The 19,862-nt window shown below is 36.5% G+C and carries 13 protein-coding genes, 1 pseudogene and 1 CRISPR repeat array (1 of these 15 cut by a window edge); of the genes and pseudogenes, 4 read left to right on the top strand and 10 right to left on the bottom strand.

The annotated features are described in order from the left end of the window. Positions 1 to 52: 52 nt before the first annotated feature. The 7 genes and pseudogenes from ACP7AV_RS16485 to ACP7AV_RS16455 all read right to left on the bottom strand — a co-directional run bounded on the left by ACP7AV_RS16485 (position 53) and on the right by ACP7AV_RS16455 (position 7,916). On the bottom strand, positions 53 to 313 hold the full coding sequence (locus ACP7AV_RS16485) for a hypothetical protein (protein ID WP_426092889.1): 261 nt from the start codon (positions 311 to 313) through the stop codon (positions 53 to 55). Further along, positions 300 to 1,268: a hypothetical protein gene (locus ACP7AV_RS16480; RefSeq protein WP_426092888.1), complete on the bottom strand. Its 969-nt coding sequence runs from the start codon at positions 1,266 to 1,268 to the stop codon at positions 300 to 302. Before ACP7AV_RS16480 ends, ACP7AV_RS16485 begins: the two co-directional genes overlap by 14 nt. A gap of 4 nt (positions 1,269 to 1,272) precedes the next feature. After that, a complete protein-coding gene (locus ACP7AV_RS16475; RefSeq protein WP_426092899.1) occupies positions 1,273 to 2,217 on the bottom strand; it encodes a type I restriction-modification enzyme R subunit C-terminal domain-containing protein in 945 nt (314 codons plus the stop codon). Positions 2,218 to 2,400: 183 nt separating this feature from the next. After that, positions 2,401 to 4,056 (bottom strand): annotated as a pseudogene (locus tag ACP7AV_RS16470) (DEAD/DEAH box helicase family protein); the annotation flags it as partial. Between the two features lie 166 nt (positions 4,057 to 4,222). Next, a complete protein-coding gene (gene mobC, locus ACP7AV_RS16465; protein ID WP_426092898.1) occupies positions 4,223 to 6,205 on the bottom strand; it encodes a conjugal transfer protein MobC in 1,983 nt (660 codons plus the stop codon). 17 nt (positions 6,206 to 6,222) lie between these two features. After that, complete coding sequence (locus ACP7AV_RS16460; protein ID WP_426092887.1) at positions 6,223 to 7,539, bottom strand: relaxase/mobilization nuclease domain-containing protein; 1,317 nt, start codon at positions 7,537 to 7,539, stop codon at positions 6,223 to 6,225. Beyond that, a complete protein-coding gene (locus tag ACP7AV_RS16455; RefSeq protein ID WP_426092886.1) occupies positions 7,527 to 7,916 on the bottom strand; it encodes a plasmid mobilization protein in 390 nt (129 codons plus the stop codon). The genes ACP7AV_RS16460 and ACP7AV_RS16455 overlap by 13 nt, the downstream gene beginning before the upstream one ends. Positions 7,917 to 8,576: 660 nt before the next feature. Here ACP7AV_RS16455 and ACP7AV_RS16450 point away from each other — a divergent pair. From ACP7AV_RS16450 to ACP7AV_RS16440, 3 genes are all read left to right on the top strand, one after another. Then, positions 8,577 to 8,864, top strand: coding sequence for a hypothetical protein (locus tag ACP7AV_RS16450; protein WP_417959895.1), 288 nt, complete (start codon positions 8,577 to 8,579; stop codon positions 8,862 to 8,864). A gap of 219 nt (positions 8,865 to 9,083) precedes the next feature. After that, positions 9,084 to 10,604, top strand: a complete 1,521-nt coding sequence (locus ACP7AV_RS16445) for a MauE/DoxX family redox-associated membrane protein (RefSeq protein WP_426092885.1) — start codon at positions 9,084 to 9,086, stop codon at positions 10,602 to 10,604. A 106-nt stretch (positions 10,605 to 10,710) separates the two neighbouring features. Continuing rightward, a complete protein-coding gene (locus ACP7AV_RS16440; RefSeq protein ID WP_426092883.1) occupies positions 10,711 to 10,974 on the top strand; it encodes a hypothetical protein in 264 nt (87 codons plus the stop codon). Between the two features lie 67 nt (positions 10,975 to 11,041). Here ACP7AV_RS16440 and ACP7AV_RS16435 read toward each other — a convergent pair whose 3' ends face one another. From ACP7AV_RS16435 to ACP7AV_RS16425, 3 genes are read right to left on the bottom strand one after another with little or no spacing between them, the layout of a single operon-like run. Next, positions 11,042 to 13,711: a S9 family peptidase gene (locus ACP7AV_RS16435; protein WP_426092882.1), complete on the bottom strand. Its 2,670-nt coding sequence runs from the start codon at positions 13,709 to 13,711 to the stop codon at positions 11,042 to 11,044. A 10-nt stretch (positions 13,712 to 13,721) separates the two neighbouring features. After that, complete coding sequence (locus ACP7AV_RS16430) at positions 13,722 to 15,131, bottom strand: RagB/SusD family nutrient uptake outer membrane protein (RefSeq protein ID WP_426092881.1); 1,410 nt, start codon at positions 15,129 to 15,131, stop codon at positions 13,722 to 13,724. A gap of 10 nt (positions 15,132 to 15,141) precedes the next feature. Next, positions 15,142 to 18,165, bottom strand: coding sequence for a SusC/RagA family TonB-linked outer membrane protein (locus ACP7AV_RS16425; RefSeq protein WP_426092879.1), 3,024 nt, complete (start codon positions 18,163 to 18,165; stop codon positions 15,142 to 15,144). A gap of 1,000 nt (positions 18,166 to 19,165) precedes the next feature. Between ACP7AV_RS16425 and ACP7AV_RS16420 the strand changes: the two genes are divergently transcribed. After that, a complete protein-coding gene (locus tag ACP7AV_RS16420; RefSeq protein ID WP_426092877.1) occupies positions 19,166 to 19,408 on the top strand; it encodes a helix-turn-helix domain-containing protein in 243 nt (80 codons plus the stop codon). 30 nt (positions 19,409 to 19,438) lie between these two features. Beyond that, positions 19,439 to 19,862: direct repeats of the CRISPR family, unit length 46 nt; unit sequence GTTGTGAATTGCTTTCAAAATTGTATTTTAGCTTATAATTCCCAAC; it runs 2,862 nt beyond the window's last position.

Here is a 19,862-nt window from a genome sequence, read left to right as displayed (position 1 = left end):
ATATTAAAATCAATTTCAATTTGATTGGACTTTTCTATGTTATCGAGCTTATTTAATATATTTTTTTTTCCGCATAATATTCCAAAATAAATTTTGTTTGGAAATGTTCATTTCTAAGCAAAAAATCTACACAAGCAATAATTTCCTTACTTAGACCATTGTTAGTCGTAAGCTTTCCTAAAATAATCAATAATCGCATCGCCCTAAATTGTATTCTATCTTCTGGTTGCACATAATTAGGCCTATCCAAGTTTATATTTGGCACCAAACCTTTTTCGGTAATTGAATCTATAAAATGCTTAATTACTTCCATTTCTTCTCCAGTCTAAAGGACATTGTGCGGCTAATTCAAAAACAACCCCATTTAAAAGCTTTTGCTTATCTCCTTTTAGTTCATAATCTTTACAAAAAGTAAGCATTTCTCTTTCTGCTTCTTCGAAAAAGTCATGAAAGAACTTCTCTGGAGTATAAATAGTATCAATTTTAAATTTCCTAGTTAATCTGTCTGCCTTCAATCGCAGATCTGATTCCCAAAGAAGAAGGTTATTTCTTAATTCTGTATTTACATCTTGTAAATTTTCTAAATATACTTTATAATTTGCTCTAACTTTATGATATTCAATCCTAATTATGTCGTCATCACTTAAAATCGCATTTAATTTTTCATCCAAATTAGTTTTTAAATATAAATCTTCTTCTGGTTCTTTAAGGGTGTCAATTATCCGAATACTATTTAGATACTTTAAAGAATCCTTTTTATGCAAAAGCGAATTGATTTTAATTTTTAAATTTTCGAGTTCCTTATCTTTCTCAATTTTTAAATCAAAAGTGGGTTTATCAAAAACTATTTTATACAATTCTTCATTATGAGCAAATAAATTTTCGACTTGCTTATCTGGAGTCCAAAACTCTACTGGCAACTTAAATAATTTAATAGCTTTTGCTTGTAAGTCATGGTCTATATTACTTAAATTTCTTAATGGTGATAACAAAATAAAAGCGGAAGCTGTTTGATTAGATGCTTCAAGCTGCAGCTGTTTATTAAATATATCTGACCAATTTAATTGTGCAGTTGTATAATATTTACATTCGATAAATATTTCTCTTTCTTTATCATTTTCATCTAAGAAAAGTACACTAATATCAAAACCATTTTGAGTACCTGAATCTTGTCGCCTAACTTGTATGACTACAAAATCCATTTTACTAAACAAAGTTCTGAAGTAAGGTTCTACTAATTTTTCAAAGTCTGCTCCTGTTATTGCCATAGTTTTACGCCGCTAAAACCTCGTTTAATTCATTAATAATCGCATCGGTATCTTCTCCAAACAACTGCCACATCTTACTCAATCCGCCTTCAGCATTAAAAGGACTTAAATCAAAATCGTCTCGGTCAATATGAAAACTATTGGCTACATAGTCTTTCATCATGCGCAACCATTGCATTTGGGCTTCGGTAAACTTTAAAGTTCCTGCTTGTTTCTTGAATACCCAATATTGGAAATTTTTATCCACCGTTTTATCATAAGTGGTGAGCGTAGTATCAATGCCGCTTACTCTTCGGATCAATGAAACCAAAGCTATCAGTTCGCTTTTGGTAGAACCATTTGTTTTTTCCAGCTGCTCATAGGCACGCCAAACGGCTAAAGGGGCTAATAACGGTTTTTCAGTTTTCAGTTTTTCGCACAGATCTTTTATCATTTTATACGAGAACTCCCTATGGCGATAATCCTGAGCATAGAAAATTTGCAAAGCAGTAATTTCGTCTTTATGGCTTTCTATCCAACTTTTGAAATCCATTATTGTTGTATGGGCAACTGCATCTTGGTCTTCTACCCAACCTATGTTGGTAATGGTATCAATATTCACAACATCGATAATTTGGTCATACTTCTTGCGAATATCCACAATAAAATCACGCAAATCCGGATTATGGAAAACCGTAACGGCATCTTCAATCAATTGTTGTTTTCCTTTTGCAATAGCATTTTCAATTTCAATCGGAGCTTGTCCTCGTAAATTGGATTTTACTCCTAATTCCACTTTTTCAATGGAATCTGGATCGTATGCGTTCAACAATTGTTTCACAATATGATTGATCGTAAAACCATTGGCTTGTTCGGCAAATTTGAGTTTATCTTTTTCAGAAAGTTGGCGTTCCAAGCGGATTAATCGATTGGCCAATGTGGTCAACATATCTTCGGAAGTATTTCCCATAGCTATGTTTTGTAATACCTCCTTTAAAGAAACACCGGGTGCTTTTTCTAATGGTCTGCTATCTGTTTTTTGAGAACTTTCCACACCAATCGCATCAATAATCACAAAATGATCTTTGCTGTATTTGGCGGAAGGCGTTCCTTTGGCTTTTAACTCTTCCACACAACAGGTTCTGGTACCACGCCCTTTCATTTGTTCATAATAAGAACGGCTTTTTACATCACGCATAAACAACAATACTTCAAGCGGTCGGATGTCAGTTCCAGTCGCAATCATATCTACAGTTACTGCGATACGAGGGTAGTAATCGTTACGAAATTGCTGTAAGACTGATTTAGGATCTTCTAAACTTTTATAGGTTATCTTTTTACAGAATTTATTTTGTTCTCCAAATTCCTCCCGGACGATTTCGATAATATCTTCGGCATGAGAATCCGTTTTGGCAAATATCAATAATTTTGGCACTTCAAAAACACCGTTTTCATCCAAACGGTCGGGAAACATAGCCGGTAAATTTTCTTTAACTGCTTTGATAATCGTTCGTATGGTACTGGGGTTTACAATTTCTTTGTCTAATTGTTTTCCGCTATAGACTTCATCTTCATCAATGGCTTCCCAAAATCTTTTTCGGGTCAGTCGTTCTCGTTTGTCTACTTTTTCGCCTATGTTGATGACGCTCCCTTCTTTAGTGATCTTTGTTTCTACCGTGAATACATTGTACGGAACCAAAACACCATCAATGACGGCTTTTTCATACCCATAATCGCAAACCAGGTTTTGGTTAAAATAACCAAAGGTTCTATTGTCAGGTGTAGCAGTTAAACCAATTTGAAACACATCAAAATAATCTAATACTTGTTTCCACAAGTTGTAAATACTGCGATGGCATTCGTCAATAACCACAAAATCAAAGAACTAAATTGGCACTTTTTCATTGTAACCCACTGGAACTGCTTCTCTGGGTTCAAAGCGCAGTTCGTTGGGATTTTCCTCTTCGGCACTTTCATCCAATTCCGTTTCCTTCAAAATAGAATACATTCTTTGAATAGTACTGATATATACTTGACTATCATTAGGAATAAACGAACTACTTAAACGGGTTACGCCATATAATTCAGTAAACAAACGATTGTCTTCACTGGCAGTATAGGAACGGAATTCCCCTTCGGCTTGTTCTCCCAAGTTTTTAGTATCTACCAAAAATAAAATTCGTTTGGCTTTGGAATATTTTAACAAGCGATAAATAAAAGAAATCGCCGTAAAAGTTTTTCCTGAACCCGTAGCCATTTGAATCAAGGCTTTAGGGCGTTGGTCTTTGAAAGATTTTTCTAAATTGGTTATAGCTGTAATTTGACAATCACGCAAACCATCAACTGGTAAAGTAGGAATGTCGTGTAAACGAGCTCGCAATGTTTTAGTTTCTTTCGACCATTGCAAAAAAGTTTCTGGACGATGAAAGGTGAATACATTTCGGGAACGTGGTTTTGGATCTCTGTAATCCGTAAAACGAGTTATTTCTCCTGTACTTTCATACACAAAAGGCAATGGATCGTTGTTTAATAAACGGAGTTTGGCGTTAGCATATTGCGACGATTGTTCTTCAACTGAAGTTAAATGAATGCCTTCTTCTTCGCGCTTAGCTTCAATGATACCAACGGCTTTTTTATCTACAAATAAAACGTAATCAGCTGGGCCAATATCAGTTTGGTACTCGCGAATAGCGATACCTAATCCGGCTGCCAAGTTTGTTTTTTTCTTATCCTGAATAATCCAACCACAAGCGATCAACTGTTTGTCGATATGGTCTCTAGCGATTTGTTCGGGGTTTTGTTTTAGCATTAAATTAGCTTAGATTGATAATCCGGTTTAAAGATAAAAAAAATGTTGGTTTACAAACTATAAATTGCTTCTTTAAGTACGAATATTCCTCAATGGCAATGATACAAAAGATTTTTGAAACTATTTTACGGGAAACCTCATGCCCAAATGCAAATCATTGAAAAACTCACTTCTTCAATACCAAATACGCCAGACTCGGATCATTTAAAAGGCACTCAATTTCAGATTGCATGATCTCCTGAATATCCTGCTTAATTTGCAGATAATTTCGTTGCACAATAGCTGTATCAATCTTCCTAATAATGGCAATATCTTTATAATTATCTTCTTCTTTTTTTAGCCCTTCGTGGTCATTGACAATTTCACAATGAAACGTTTTCAGTTCAATTTTGCAATTAGGATCATCGGCAACCATTCCTACAAATTCACCGGAGCTCAAAGAAGAAATTTTAGAAGGAGGGACCGCTGATTCCAATTGTTTAGAACGGCTGATGGAGGTGTCTCCGCTGTTTATCGATAAACTTTCTCTGTCCTGCATAATTTTCCCGAAACGTTCGGAAAGTTGTTTTGCTGTATCACCAGTTACCTGACCGCTCACAATATTTCCGGTGATATTCATAATCACATCCGCTTGTTCTCGACCGTAATCCTTGCGTAACTGACTAAAGTCCTGAATCCCTAAGCAAGTGGCTACTTTATTGCTTCGGGCTGTGGCAATCAGACTGTCCATATTGTTGAGATAGATAGTCGGAAATTCATCAAAGATCAGACTGCTTTTGAGTTTTCCTTTTTGATTAACGAGTTTTACCAAGCGAGAAACATATAGGGATAATACGGCACCATAAATTTGTATTTTCTGGGGATTATTCCCCATGCAGACAATCTTGGGTTCGGCCGGATTATTAATGTCTAATGTAAAGTCATTTCCAGATAACACATAATACAATTGTGGAGATGATAGGCGGGCCATGGCAATCTTAGCGGAAGCAATTTGTCCCTCCAGTTGTTCCATGGCATCATTTAGATAGGCAGTTATAAACGGATTGATGAGTACCTCAATTTCCTTCTCGGTACGTAATATCGTAAACAGGTTGTCATAATCCAATTGCATGAGCTCAATAACATGCGGCAGCGTACAGAATTGTCCATCCTTATACTTACTCAAATACCAAATGATCGCAGTCAGAAAATTGATAGGCGATTCGACAAAAAAGTCACCCTGTCTTTTGATCCATTCCTTATTTAAACCCAGTAATATAGTTCGTGCTGATTCCGCCGCATCCGTGATGTCTGTCATAGCTGAAGGCTCCAGTGGATTGCATCGGTGTGTGCGAGTTAGGTCATCAAAATTGATTACATAAAACTGCGGTGGAGTGGGATAGAGATGTTTGTATTTAAGCCAGGTATTATAAGTGATTTTTGAAAGGTCATCAAACTTAAAATCATAAATAAACATCGTAAATCCTTTGCGAATGTGTTGGGTGATGACATGCCGAATTACAAAATAGGATTTACCCGATCCAGGAGTTCCCAAAACCATCAAAGCGCGGAAGGGATTAATGATATTGATCCAGCTGTTTCGTACTTTATCTTTCAAATGATACCGCGCCGGAAGATTGATGGAATATTCATTTTCCAGCAATCGTTCTTCCTGTGGAAAGGTTTCATTTTCTTTGTTGAAAATATCTTTATTGTTTAACCTGTTTTTTATAATCCGCGAGAGTAATGTCCCTCCCGAAAGCATTAATAAAAATCCGAAAGTCGTACTACCGATATAAACAATTGCTATTGCAGTAGTATCTGTTTTTATGAACAGTGATAAGTAGCTTAGAAAGTAAAATAATACACCTGTAATGATATAGACAATAGCTGTTTTATGATTCAGTTTTTCGTCTTTGCGGCCTTTTGCTCCAAGTAAGGAAATCAATAAAAATCCCAAAGTAAAAATCTTTGATTTATGAAAGTAACTGAATAATCCCGTACGATGTATGTTACCTAAAATAGAATCACTAAAGGCACTAACAATACCCCATTCTTGGAAGGCGCTATGGCAGTAATAATAAAAATGGAGTAGTAAAAGTACAATACTAATGAGTCGGGTCATATCTAGAATTTTCCGCAATGCCTGTTCGTTTTCGCCTGTTTGCATAGCCATAATGATTTCTTTTATTGGTTATCAGATTGTCCTTTTCGTTTCTTTTTTTTCTTCTTGCCTTTTAGTTGATTGGGCAGGTAAGAAGAGTCGTATTCCGACTGCGTGAGTGCGTTAACAAATTTTGCAATCACGTTAGTATCATCGCCCGTTATACTTTTTTTAGAATTTTCACCAACGGAAGTATGTCTAACTTCTCTAGAGTCTGATTGCAAGGAAATCCCATCGGATTTTTTAACTTTGTAAACAGCTGTCTTTTGATGCACCAATTCATTTAAACCACAGCGCTCCTGAATGGCTTTTGCACTGTATAATTTCCCCAAAGCACTTCCATTAAATACACTTTGAGTTTGGTGATCCACATAGGTGATACCGTAAATCAAACCCTCTGCATTTTGCCGAAGAACCATTTTGATTCCAGACACTTCTACTATTCTTGCAAGTTCCTGAATAGACATTTTTTTCTTATTTAGTAATGCAATATCAACAGCATTTTTTATTCTGGACTTATAAGGTGCTCGTGCCTTGTCATTTTGAATAAATCGTTCTTCTAAAAATTTTAGCGTTGGTTTGCTGTAAAAGTCACTGGCTTTAATGGGAACACCAACCTTATTACCACCTTGATCCAGTATGCGATATATTAAACCTCTGTTTTGAAAAATCCTTGAATTTTCGCTTCCTCTGTCGGCTGCAATATTATATTGTTGTAGCACTGCATTTAATTCTGGTAGGCTGGTGTATTTATAATTCTGGATCACTTTATCCAAGACGTTGGTTATAGCCCGTTTGGTTTCCGTGCGTCCGTATTCCACTTTGTTGGTATCAACAAGTTTTACTACTAATTCTTTTTCTCGTTTGTGCTTCTCCGCCGGAACCAATCCAAACGCCGTTTCGATTTCTTTTCGGGCTTTTTCAGACTGGTTTCGACCAATATTCTGCATGTCAATTCGGCTGCCATCATCCCTGACTTTTAGAGAAATGATATGAATATGAGGATGTCCGGCATCATGATGTTGATACACCAGATAGGGTTGTTCTTTAAAACCAATTTTCGCCATATAAGTGTCCGCTATTTCCATTAATTTCTCTTTTGGAATTGCTTTTTCAGTTACATCAAAATTGAGGGAAATGTGAACGCTGTTCCGTTTCACATTTTCATTTAAATCAGCCTGTTTCAAGAACCGGTTTAGTTTCATCATAAAAGCCATTTTTTCTATATCGACCGGGTAATTTCCGGCCCCGATACAATCCGCCACACCTTGCTGAACTTTGTTTTCATTATAGTTCAAAATCCGATTTATGGAATGACCAGTTTTGATTATTGCAACCATGATTCCGCAAATTTTTGAATATGTTTTTTGATTTCATCCACCTTATTAAAAAGCATCTTTTTTTCCAATTCATAGCTGATAAGCCAACGCTTAAAATCACTAATTTGATGCAGTGTGTGCAACTTTTTTACAGCCTGATTAAAGTTGTGTCCAATTGCATTAAGTTCGCCTCTCAGGCGAATCATTTCTGCCATAAAATCGTCTAAGGATTGATTTCGATACGTACTGATTATAGGTTTTTGTAAAAGATTTTTTCTAGCGTAATCGCTCATTTTTCGACAGGTTGATTTATTAAACTCCTTCATTATCTTTTGATATTCATCAGGAGTTAACCGCAGATGAAGCCACTTTGTTCGGTTGTTTTGCTCTTCCATCATCTATCATTTTATTGTTTTAAAGCTCTTTTAATCTTTCAGTTTCACTGCCCACGAGTCCCGAGTGAATAGGCAGCAAGATATCGGTTGTGATACAACCGGACATCTTGCCGATTGCAGGAACGTGGCAATCTTTTATATACTTTTATGTCTATTAGATCTTCAAACATTTCTAAAATGCTTAAAAAGCTGATTTCTTATTTATAGCCTCTTTTTAAAATCGGAGATAGTAAAAACAGTATTTCGGAGCGTGTAAAAGCCTACTGCTATAATTTTTAAAGATTACAATTTTTTCAAAGCGTATTATTGTCTTTACCTATAATACTCAAAGAAAAGGCACGCTAGGCAAAATTTTGAACTGTTCTGCTCCCCAAATCCAAATCGGTTTTGTTCAAAATTTTTAATTTAGAAAGTGCTTTTTCAAAGCAATATTTTGATTTAAAAGTGACAAAGTCCTGACTATTATCAGGAAGGTTTTTGGCACTTATCTAAAAGAAAAAATAGTATCTGGTACCATGAATTTTTAAGTTGAAAGTTTGAATCAGATACGAAGTTAAGTAAGCGGTAGTAATCTTACCTATGATAGGTATATTTTGCCTATCAAAGTTAATATGTCCCTTTATACCTTTGTAACAGTAAATTATTAATTAAAACGTGAAAATTATGCTGACAACGAATGATGTGGCTAAAGTGTTTGATACGATATTGAGCACGCCTGGAATGAATGAGATGGTGAAAATTGATTTGAAAATTTCACGAAAAAATGTACTGTTGTTGCATCATATTATTGAGCGGGGAATGACAATGGAAAATGATGTTTCGGGCGTATTAGGTAGCCTGTCGAAAGAAGGACTCTCAGAGCTTAAAAATGTAGCTGAAGAGTGTCTTCAAAAAGCTGGAATTGTAGAATTAAATCAAAAACTTACTACTTTAAGTGCAGCTTGTAAATAGCAAAAACGGCCGCAAAGCAAAATGAAGTGCTTACCAAACAAAATAGTGGTAAGCACTTTTTTTTATTGTTTTTCTAAAAGGATAAAATGGCTTATTTCTGAAAACTATTGGCTTGTTTTAGACACGCTATCTTTAAAATAACGGACCTAAATTTGTTTTGGATTTAGCTAATGTTACGGATTTATTTAAAAAAGTAGTCTACTGAAAAACTATAGAGTTATGAAACAAATAAACAAAATCAAGCGTGTTGCCGTTGAATTAATTTGTCTTTTATACGTTCTATTATTTATATACGCTGCGGTCAGTAAATTACTTGATTTCGAAAATTTTCAAGTTCAATTGGGACAGTCTCCGTTATTAAGTGCTTTCGCATGGTGGGTATCTGGGTTAGTTCCGATAATTGAACTTGGAATAGTAGTATTACTGGCAATTCCGAAGTGGCGTACTTTAGGTCTTTTTGCCTTGCTAAGTTTGATGACCATGTTTACAAGCTATATTTTTATTGTGCTGCATTTTAGTGCCTTTGTTCCTTGTTCTTGCGGCGGTATATTGGAAAAAATGAGTTGGAATACCCATCTTGTATTTAACTGTGCATTTGTTGTATTAGCTGTTGTAGCATTGGTTTGGCAAAATCAAATAAATACTGAAAATAGACGATTTCAAATACGACTGCCTCTTGTTAAAAGTATTCCTATCGCAATAGTATCGAGTACCGGCATTGTGATTTTTCTTTTTCTTTGCTCCGAGGATTTAATGCAACGAAAAAATCCGTTCGTTAGGCGGTATATCCGACGCTCTATTGAGCTGGTACATTCGGTAGATTTAAAATTTAATTCCTACTATTTTTCAGGGTACAACCAGGGCACGATGTATCTTGGTAATTATACAGACCCGCTTCGCATGCTATCAATGGATTCCAGTTTTACAGCAGTAAAAGGAATTGAAATTGATTTTAAAAATAGGAATCTTCCTTTTCGCTCGGTAAAAGTTTTAATCAGAGGAAATTACTTTTTTCTAACTGATGGAAGTGTGCCTAGAATTTTTAAAGGCAGCATTGAGGATTGGAAAATTACAGAGGAGTTAAAAGGCGTTCCTAATTTTACCCTAACAGAACCTATCGATAGTATTAGCATGGTTTTCCGAAATAATACTAGGGAAGGAGCCGCCCATATTCTTGGTGTTTTTAACTCGAATCGATCTCCTAAAGTTCAGTATTTGCCAGCTCTATTGCAAAAACAAATAGATGGTATTTTTGATACCGATGGGATGTTGCTTTTTAATGCTGAATTAGGTAGAATAGTTTATGTTTATTTCTATCGTAATGAGATTATTTTAGCGGATAAAAAAGGAAGCTTGAAACAAAGGCAACATACGATTGACACCATATCAAATGCTAAGATTAAAGTAGCTTATTTAAAAGAAGGTTCACAACGAAAAATGGCCTCTCCACCCGCTCTTGTAAATGCAAACACTGCTACAAAAAGCAACCTTTTATTTGTTGAATCGAAGGTTCCGGGATTATATGAGGATGATGCCATGTGGAAACAAGCCGCTATTATTGACGTATATAATCTAAAAAAGAACACCTATGTTTTGAGTTTTCCAATTTTTGGTGTCAAGGAGAATAAACTCCAATCTTTATTTGTTACGAAAACCCACTTGTATGTGATTCTTGGGACCAAATTAAAAATTTACGAATTGAATGACAGTCTTAAAAAAGAAATGATAAATGGAATGTGAATGCATTCTCATTTATAAAAATATACCGGCCAGTATCAGGAAAAAAGATCGAAAACCTGTAGAAAAAAGTAGGTCAATAGTAAGTTTAATTTTAATACTTTTTATTATGAAAACGACATTTTTTAAAACGATCATGCCTTTTGCAGTAGTTGCAATCCTAGGCATTTCAGGAGCCTTTTTAACGACTTCGATGCAAAGTGGATCTAATTTAGCTACTCCGAAACAAGGGTACATGGATGGACCAGAAGGGCCCTGTAGTGTCGAGGTAAATTGTGATACCAATCCTGGTTTAATTTGCGAGGTAAACGGTGTTCAGGCGTTCGGAAGAGATAATAATTGTAGTGAGATTCTGTATCGTCCTTCAAACTAATTATCAGTCGAGCAAAAAGAGCAGTGCAGTTCCATCTCGGAACTGCACTGTTTTTTAGATAAAATAATTACTTAATGCCCTCATTAATCCATGACCTGGATGTTCGTTCCTTGAGATAGTAATCAAACCATTCCTGTATTCTGTGGCTGAGGTCTTTCTGCTTGTTTGGTTTTAATATGACGTGTTTTTCATCGGGATAAAGTAGCATGATATTCTTTTTCCCCAATCTGCGAAGTGCTAAATGAAATGCCACACTTTGATGCCAGTCCACATGTTGGTCTTCTTTTCCTGTCCATAATAGTAATGGAGTTTCAATAGAACTCGCATTCGCAACTGGTGAATTTCTTGTGTACAATGAAGGGTCTTCGAAAGGAGTTTTTCCTAACCGCCATTGCTCACTTTGAAAACGATACATGTCAGGTCTTCCTGTATCCCAGCCAACAGTCAAATAAAAACTAGTTAAATCCGTTGCTGCGGCTCCAGCAACTGCTGCTGCAAATATATTGGTTTGAGTAATAATAAAGGCACTTTCATAACCCCCAAATGAGTGTCCAATTAGTCCAATTTTTTTTGGGTCCGCTAAACCGAGTTTGATTATTTCTTTGGTTGCAGATACCGTACAATCTACAGCATTGAATCCTGCTTTTCCTTGCTCATGTTCAATATCAGGACAAAGTACAAAATAGTCTTTTGATGTAAAAACAGTTCGGTTATATCCTGCTTGCATTAATAGGCTAGGATTGTGGTAAAAATGAATTTTATCGGATTGCTTCTCATAGACATTAACAATCATTGGATATTTTTTTTTGGAATCATAATTAGCCGGATAATATAAAACTGCTTTTAGGATCTGTCCCATGGAATTGCGAAAGTAAATAAGCTTTGAGGTTCCCCAGTGGTATTTTGACTGTTGCGGATTACTTTCGAAAAAAGATTTTGGTGTTGCGGAATTTTTTTGAAACATCAAGCGAGGCGAGAGGTCTGATTTCTGTTCCTGATAGATATACACGTGCTGTTCCTGCATATAGTGCATTTGATCAATATAGCTGTCTTTATAAACAATTGGCTTTTCTCCAAAATTACTTTTCCACTTGAAATAGCCCGTTTTTTGATCAGCCCCTGACGCACTTAAAATTTGCTCGAGGTCTAGATTGATAGTTTTACTTTTATTACCGTCAAAATTGGATTTAAAAAGATCACTATCGGCGAGTGACGCAATTCTGAATGTTATTTGCTTTTCCCTCCCATGTGTAAGCCTTTTACTAGTGGTGCCATCGGATTTTATGGTCCATAAATCGTATTGATCGTAAACAATTAAGTCATCATCATTTTTACTCCATCCCACATTTCCATACGCAGCGGTTCCGTCAAGCATATGCACTTTTCCACAAAAGGATGTATTGCTATTTTTAGTTACGTTTTGATGCGTTCTTTTTGCAATATCATACACCCACCAATGATCGTCCTTAAAATAGGCGACGTATTTTCCAGAAGGTGAGGGTAATAGATATTTACTAAAGGATTTGTGTTTGCGAAGTAAAATTTCTGTTTCTCCGGTTTTTAAGTTCTTGATATAAAAATCCCTTGGGCCTTCATATTCAAATTGAGGCTCGTATTCTTTAGGGTTGGATAAAATGGCAAAATCCTGATTACCTGCCAGCATCACTTTTGGTAAAGCAGGAGACGAAATTAAGTTTATACGTTTAAGATGGGGAAACCATACCGCTAATGTAACCTGTGAGTTTGGCTGGCTTTTTATTTTCTCAAAAGGATAAATCCATTTAGCATTGCCATTCCAAACTTCGACACTATCAGCCGTTTTTTTTTGTTCTTGTTCCGATTGAGGACAGAGCCCAAAAAAGACGCTCAATCCATCAGCGGATATTGTCAAAGGGTACACCATTTTTCTATCCAAGATTTTATCAGTTGGAAAATTCTTCTGAGTTGTAGGATCCAATTCCAGTAAAGCCTTATCTTTTAGATTATAGAAATACAGTTTAGTATCATCAGAATCTGAAAGGTTAAAGGTATAAAAGGCGATTGATTTGCCGAGTTCATGCCAGGTAAAATAACGGAAATGATTGGAACTGTTTGCGATAATCCAGTTTATTGTACTTCTATTTCCTAAGCGAAGTAAGCCAATGGATTGCTTTTGATTTTTGATTTTCGTAAAAACAAGTTCCTTTTTACTAGGATCCATTTTAAAACTTTGAACATCATTAACGGTATCAGTTACGCCAGTCTTCAGGTTTATAATTTTTAGGACCTGTTCTTCTTTACTTAGTAGGACAATCTGGTTCGTTTCTGCAGAATAATCGTATTGGCTGACTGGAGGATAATGTTCTTGTTTTCCGCTAATTAAATTTAAAATTCGCAAAGCTCCTTTGTCATCCATACAAACAAAATAATTTGTTCCGGCGAAAAGCGAATTTTTCCCAGATGGAAAAGCGAATTTTTTACTCGTGTTAGTATTGCTCACGAACAAAGTATCAGCTCCTTTTTCATAGCGCATGCTATAACTGGTCCATCCGCCATTTGATGCTACTTTATCGAGATTTAATTTTCCCCATAAATGATAGTCAGATTCCATGAGCTGTTTTTTTTGCACCACCTGCCCCCAAATAGGACAGGTTGAAAATGCAAAAATCAATACTAAAAATAAAATAAGTTTTAGATTCAGGTGCAAGTGTTTTCCTTTTTTGATTTTCTTTCGAACGGAAATAGTTTGTATTACCATACTATAGATTTTAATAGCCATTATTTTGCGGACGTAGGTTTGGATTTACACTCAGTTCATTTTGAGGCAACGGAAATAATACATCAGTTGAATTCCATCCTGCCTTCGTTGCAGACAGGACTGAATCAATTTTTCCAAAGCGTTTTAGATCAAAAAATCGATGTCCGTATTCGGTAAATAATTCCCATCTTCTTTCCTGTAGTACTGCATTTAAAATTTCCTGCTGTGTATTGACAGGTGTTTCATTTAATCCTGCACGTTTTCTAATTTTGTTAAGATCTTCTTTTGCGCCAATCAGATCGCCTTGCTGTGCTCTTGCTTCAGCTCGTATCAGATATTGCTCGGCTAAACGAAAAACAATCGAATATTCTACCGAGGTGGCCGTCGCATTGAATGCTTTGTATTTAAATGGATGGTACCATATTTCGCTACCTTTTAACACGGTCTTAATCCAGTTACTCCTTCTTAAGTCAGACGCAGTGAAGGATTTTATCAGGTTATCAGATAGCGCCACCATCGTCGGAGGACCTGAAAGGAAGATAAATGAGGCGGCTTCATCGGTATTTTTACCAGCTGTAGCAGGCTGCAGTTGCCAAATGGCCTCTTTTGAATTTTTAAGAAAAACAGTAGTAATGCTATTTTCAAGAACATACAGGCTTGTAGCATTTAAAAGTGCCGAGGAAGCATTAGCTGCTTCCGCCCAGGCTCCATGGTAAAGATATACCCTTGCCAAAAGGGCTTTAGCCACAAACTGATTTGGACGAATCCTCTCAGGTCCGTCATATTGTTGTGACAATAGATTAATTGCTGAATCTAAGTCTGAAATTACCAGTGTGTAAACTTCATTTACAGTATTTTTTTTGACTATAGTATTACTTTGGTAATCTGTAGTTAGGATATAAGGAATTTCCCCATAAAGATTTGTGAGATAGAAATGTATCAGTGCTCTTATAAAAAGGGCCTCTCCTGTAAGCTGCTCTTTTTGTTTGACAGACAGTTTAGCACTCTTCTGAACACCTTCCATTACAGCATTGGTAGCGAAAATTTGATTGTAAGAACTATTCCAATAGCTAGAAATTGAAGTATTGGCTGGTAGGAGCGTATTGAAGTAAAATGGTAGAGCAGGTCCCCCCGGAGCGGAGTAACAAGTAAATTCATCGGTATAATTAGCTAGCTGATAGGAGAGACCTGCTGAAGTGCCAGTCAACAGACCTTGGTCTCTAATCTTTGAATAAATATCGGTTAAGGCACCTTCAGCCGTAGCGTATTCATTGAATACAGTAACGGTGGTTAATTGTGATTTTGGCAGTTCCACTTCCACAAAAGAATCACAGGACGTTATACAAAGTATTGCCAATGCTACTGGGAATACCAACCAGAAGCGATGATTAGAAGTCGGTTTAAGTGTTATTGTTTTCATAGTTGTATTGTTAGAAAGTGAGTTGAATTCCTGCGGTAATAATTTTTAGAGGAGGTAAGAAACCAGCTGTTATAAATTCGGGATCTCCATCTTTATAGCTACTCAAAGTCAGCAGATTTTGACCCTGAAAAATGATTTGGCATTTTGTATTTTGAATAACGAGAGGCAAATCATAAGATAATGCAATGTTTTTCAGCCGTATAAAAGAAGCATCAGTTAGTATACCAGTACTTTGATTGTACAGCGAACTAGCAGTCACTGCTGCACTGTTTGCTCCGGTTGTATAGCGTTGTTCCGTGGCATCGTCGCCGAGTTGCTGCCAACTGTCAGCCAATCGGGCAGGCTGATTAGTCATTTGTCCTACAAATCCTATGGTGTAATTGCGTTTTTCCTGTTTTACAAATTGGAAAAGGAAGTCCAATTTCCAGTTTTTGTAACTCAGCTGATTTTGAATTCCTCCAAAATACTGAGGATTAAGATCAACGGCTGTTTGTTTATCTTCGGGAAAGGTGATAGCACCATCGCTGTTAATGTCTTTAAATTGATAAACTCCTTTTTGTGGATCGATACCCGTGTAGTCGTACAGTAATTCAATGTTCAAAGGTTGACCAATACGATACTTTTGACTGTTTGTAGATGTTTCTAAACCGGGGTAGCGTAAGAGTTTATTCTGAGCAAATGTAAGATTCAAATTGGTTGTCCAGTTAAAATTTTTAGTGCTAAAATTAACCGTCCGTAAAGTAAATTCCCAACCTGCATTTTCTACGGTAGCATCTAAGTTGGCTTGTAGGGTCTGGAACCCTGTTGTACCAGCCAATGGTATACCTACAAGTTGATTGGAAGATCGATTTTGGTACCAGGCCGCTGTTAAAAATAGTCGGTCGTTTAAAAAACCCGCTTCTATCGCAGCTTCTAGTTTTTTGTTAATTTCCCATCTGAAGTTGGGATTAAAGAGTCTTGAAGGTTGCAATCCTACATTGGAATCATAAAGAATACCTGTGGAAGTATAAGTGTTTAAGAATTGGTAATCCCCAATTTGATCGTTTCCGGTGGTACCGTAACTGGCCCGAAGCTTTCCAAAGCTAAGCCAGCTGTTTTCTTTTAGAAAATTTTCTTTGGAAAATAGCCAAGCCATCCCAATGGCACCAAAAGTAGCAAACTGTTTGCCGGGGCCAAAACGACTGGAACCATCGCGTCTTCCCGTAAGATTGAAAAGGTATCGTTCGTTCCAATTGTAATTTATTCTTCCAAAAAAAGCTTGGTATTTGTATTGTGCATCGTCACTAAAAAGAACACGAGCAGTTGTTGCTGAGGCCAAATCATAAAGAAGACTGTTGGATGTAAAACCACTACCAAATTGGTAAAGACGGTTTGTGTTTTGGTTTTGGAAGGTTCCTCCTAAAAGCACTCCAATTTTGCTTGCGCCTAATTCCTTTTCCCAATTCAGTTGAGGTTCTATAATCCAAGACTGTCGATTGGTAGTGTTGAAGTAGATACTAGAATTGGTACTTGTCAAATTAAAGGAAGGATTGTAAATAGTGGAAGGTGAAGTTCGTGTTTCGGTATGTCTTAAGTCTGTAAATCCAAAATTGCTTTTTAAAATAACTGCTGGAAAAATTTCATACGATACTACCGCATTCGATACCAAGTCATTCGTTTTAGATTTAAATTTGGCGACCATAAAGCGCAAAGGATTTTGCCAAGTGCCATTTTCCCAATTGAGATTGCCGGCGTCATTGTAAAGTGCTGGGGCATTTGGGGCGAGAGAGCGAGAGCTTGCGGTCAGGTCGAAAGCAGGCTGGTCATTATTTTGGAGATTATAACCCGCTGAAAAAGTAAATTTAAATTTATTGTCCTCAGAACTATGGTTCATATTAAATTGAGCACCTCCTTTTTTATATAGAAAATCTCCGGGGAATACTGTGGTTTCCGTATGATAGGTGCTGCTTAGCAAAAACTGCGTTTTATTAGAGCCTCCGGAGAGCACACCTTGTACATCGTTAAATTGTGCTGTACCGCCAATAAATTCTTTTTGCCAGTCTGTATACCGGTTCTGGTCCCAAGTCCCATTGACATCATAGGCAGTTTTAGGAAAGGTAGCGATACCATCATTAATAAAAGCCTGACGGCGCATGGCAAGATACTGTTGCGTATTCATTAGTTTCATGAATCGAGTCACCGTTCCAACGCCAGTTGTCGATTTAACGTTGACGGTTGTTTTTCCCGTTTTTCCTCTTTTAGTGGTAATGAGCACGACCCCATTCGCGCCCTTGGAACCATAAATGGCAGTAGCATCCGCATCTTTTAGTACCTCAATGCTTTCAATAGTTGCAGGATTAATACTGTTTAAAGGACTGGTAACCGATGGAAATGTAGAAGCGGTTTGATTGTAGCCAATAGGATCAGTGGCATAAGGAACACCGTCAATAATGTATAGGGGTGCATTTCCGTCGGTACGAATACTGTTTTGCCCTCGTATTTTAATATCAAATCCACCTCCCGGTACGCCAGTGGTTTGTATAATGCTCACTCCAGCCATACGACCTTGCATGGCGGCGAGCACATTAGTGACGGGTTGGGTTTCAATAGCTGCGGCCGTTATTCGGGCAATGCTTCCCGTGCGTTCACTTTCTTTGACGGAATAGTAACCGGCATTAATTTTGACTTCCTGCAATGCAGTCGCATCTTCTTGCATCTGAATATCTAAAACGGAGCGAGTATTAATTGGTATTGTAAGGTTTTTAAAGCCGATGAACGTAAAAACAAGAATGTCGTTGGGGGATGCTGTCAGGTTATATTTTCCATTCAAATCAGAGATCGTTCCGGCTGTAGCTTTTCCTTTTATGGAAATGGTAACGCCGGGTAATGGGCTTGTACCATCAGTAATGGTGCCGCTTATTTGGCTTTGCTGTGGCTGCGACTGCATTTGCCTCAGTATGGTTTTTGCTGGTGCAGGGGTGTAGGATAGTGAGAACCCAAAAAGAATCAGGTACCAAAAAGCCGAACCACCCTTGTAAAATGAAATATTTTTCATAATATTGGTATAGTTAAATGAAACGTTAGTTTTGTTAGCGATGGTCCTCTATTCAACCGCCAAGAAGAGATAGAGGGCCTTTTTTTTGCGCTTAATTTTGTCACCCTGAGCGCAGTCGAAGGGCTTAGTTATTATTTATCATAGGCATCATTTGAATTAGAGTTATCCATTTCTTTGTCGGGTTCTGTAAGCTCAACATTTATAATTCAAAATTTAAAATTCAACAGGCATTAAATTCGCGTAAAACCGTCGCAGCCAGAAAGCCAAAAGAATATAAGTGTTATAAATGCCACTATTAATAAAGCTTTTATTAGTCTGTAGTATTTCATAATATCAATTTTGTATGTTATAAAATCTGTTCTATATCCACGCTATTTGGCGTAATGGTCGCATAAATAAGGAAGTTTGGTTTTCTAGATCAACACCCAACCCTCTTTTTAGCGTGTTATAGCGAGGAGTTGCGAGGACGAAGCAAAGCGACCTCACTATTATTAGTTTATCATAGGCAACAAGTTTTAAGGTTAGAAAATAACCTGCACCATTCGATATCTAACTCAAATTAAATTATGTCCATTTGTATTCAAAAGGTTTTTTCGGTGCAGGTATTTTAATAAGTAATCAATTAGGCGTTCATAAGCTGACAGTTTGTTAGAATTAATAAAATAGTGACAACAAATAGCGAGACTTTTAAGTGAAGGTATAACGCTAAGAATTTGAAGTGAGTTTAGCCTAATTAATTGGCATAAAAAATGGCATGGAACTCAGCTTACTGCCTTAGAGGTACTGGTATACCGGGGAACAATAAGTGAGCCCACGCCATGGGACGTGAGCATCGTACTTATTATTTCGTTCCTTTTAAAATTACCAGTTTTCTAAGACGAAATTCAAAGCGAATGCTTCAAATATTTTAATTGAAGAAACGCAAATGTATGTATTCAAAAGCAAATATAATAAAAAAATATAACAAACACACATATATGTGTGGGATTAATATTTTTTTATGACGGAATTTTATACAGTGATAAAAGATGAACAATATAAGGCGTTGGTTGCCCTTGGTGCTACCATAAGAAGGATTAGAGAAGAAACAACAGATTTTTCTCAAAGCAAGTTAGCTATAGAGATTGGTTTATCTGAGAATCAAGTCGGTAGAATAGAGAGAGGAGAAAGTAATCCAACAGTCAAAACACTTTTGAAAATATCCAAAGCCTTAAAAGTAGATTTAAGGTCCTTATTTGAATAGATCTACCACATACACATTTATCGAGAAAAGATCTACAATAGCTTTCAAAATTGTATTTTAGCTTATAATTCCCAACATACGCTTTGAAGGACTGAAAGGATTCAGTGTTGTGAATTGCTTTCAAAATTGTATTTTAGCTTATAATTCCCAACCACACTGTCCTTTATAGCTCGGATATAGTAGTTGTGAATTGCTTTCAAAATTGTATTTTGGCTTATAATTCCCAACAAACTTGGATTATTAGATTTAGTAGGCGGTGTTGTAAATTGCTTTCAAAATTGTATTTTAGCTTATAATTCCCAACGCCTTATCATTCTTTTTGGTCTCCGCGTTAGTTGTGAATTGCTTTCAAAATTGTATTTTAGCTTATAATTCCCAACAAAATTACAGATTAAAACTAGAAGCAGTGCGTTGTGAATTGCTTTCAAAATTGTATTTTAGCTTATAATTCCCA

The organism is Flavobacterium sp. DSR3-2, assembly GCF_049896525.1.
Taxonomy (GTDB): domain Bacteria; phylum Bacteroidota; class Bacteroidia; order Flavobacteriales; family Flavobacteriaceae; genus Flavobacterium.
This window is presented reverse-complemented; position numbering and strand designations above follow the sequence as displayed.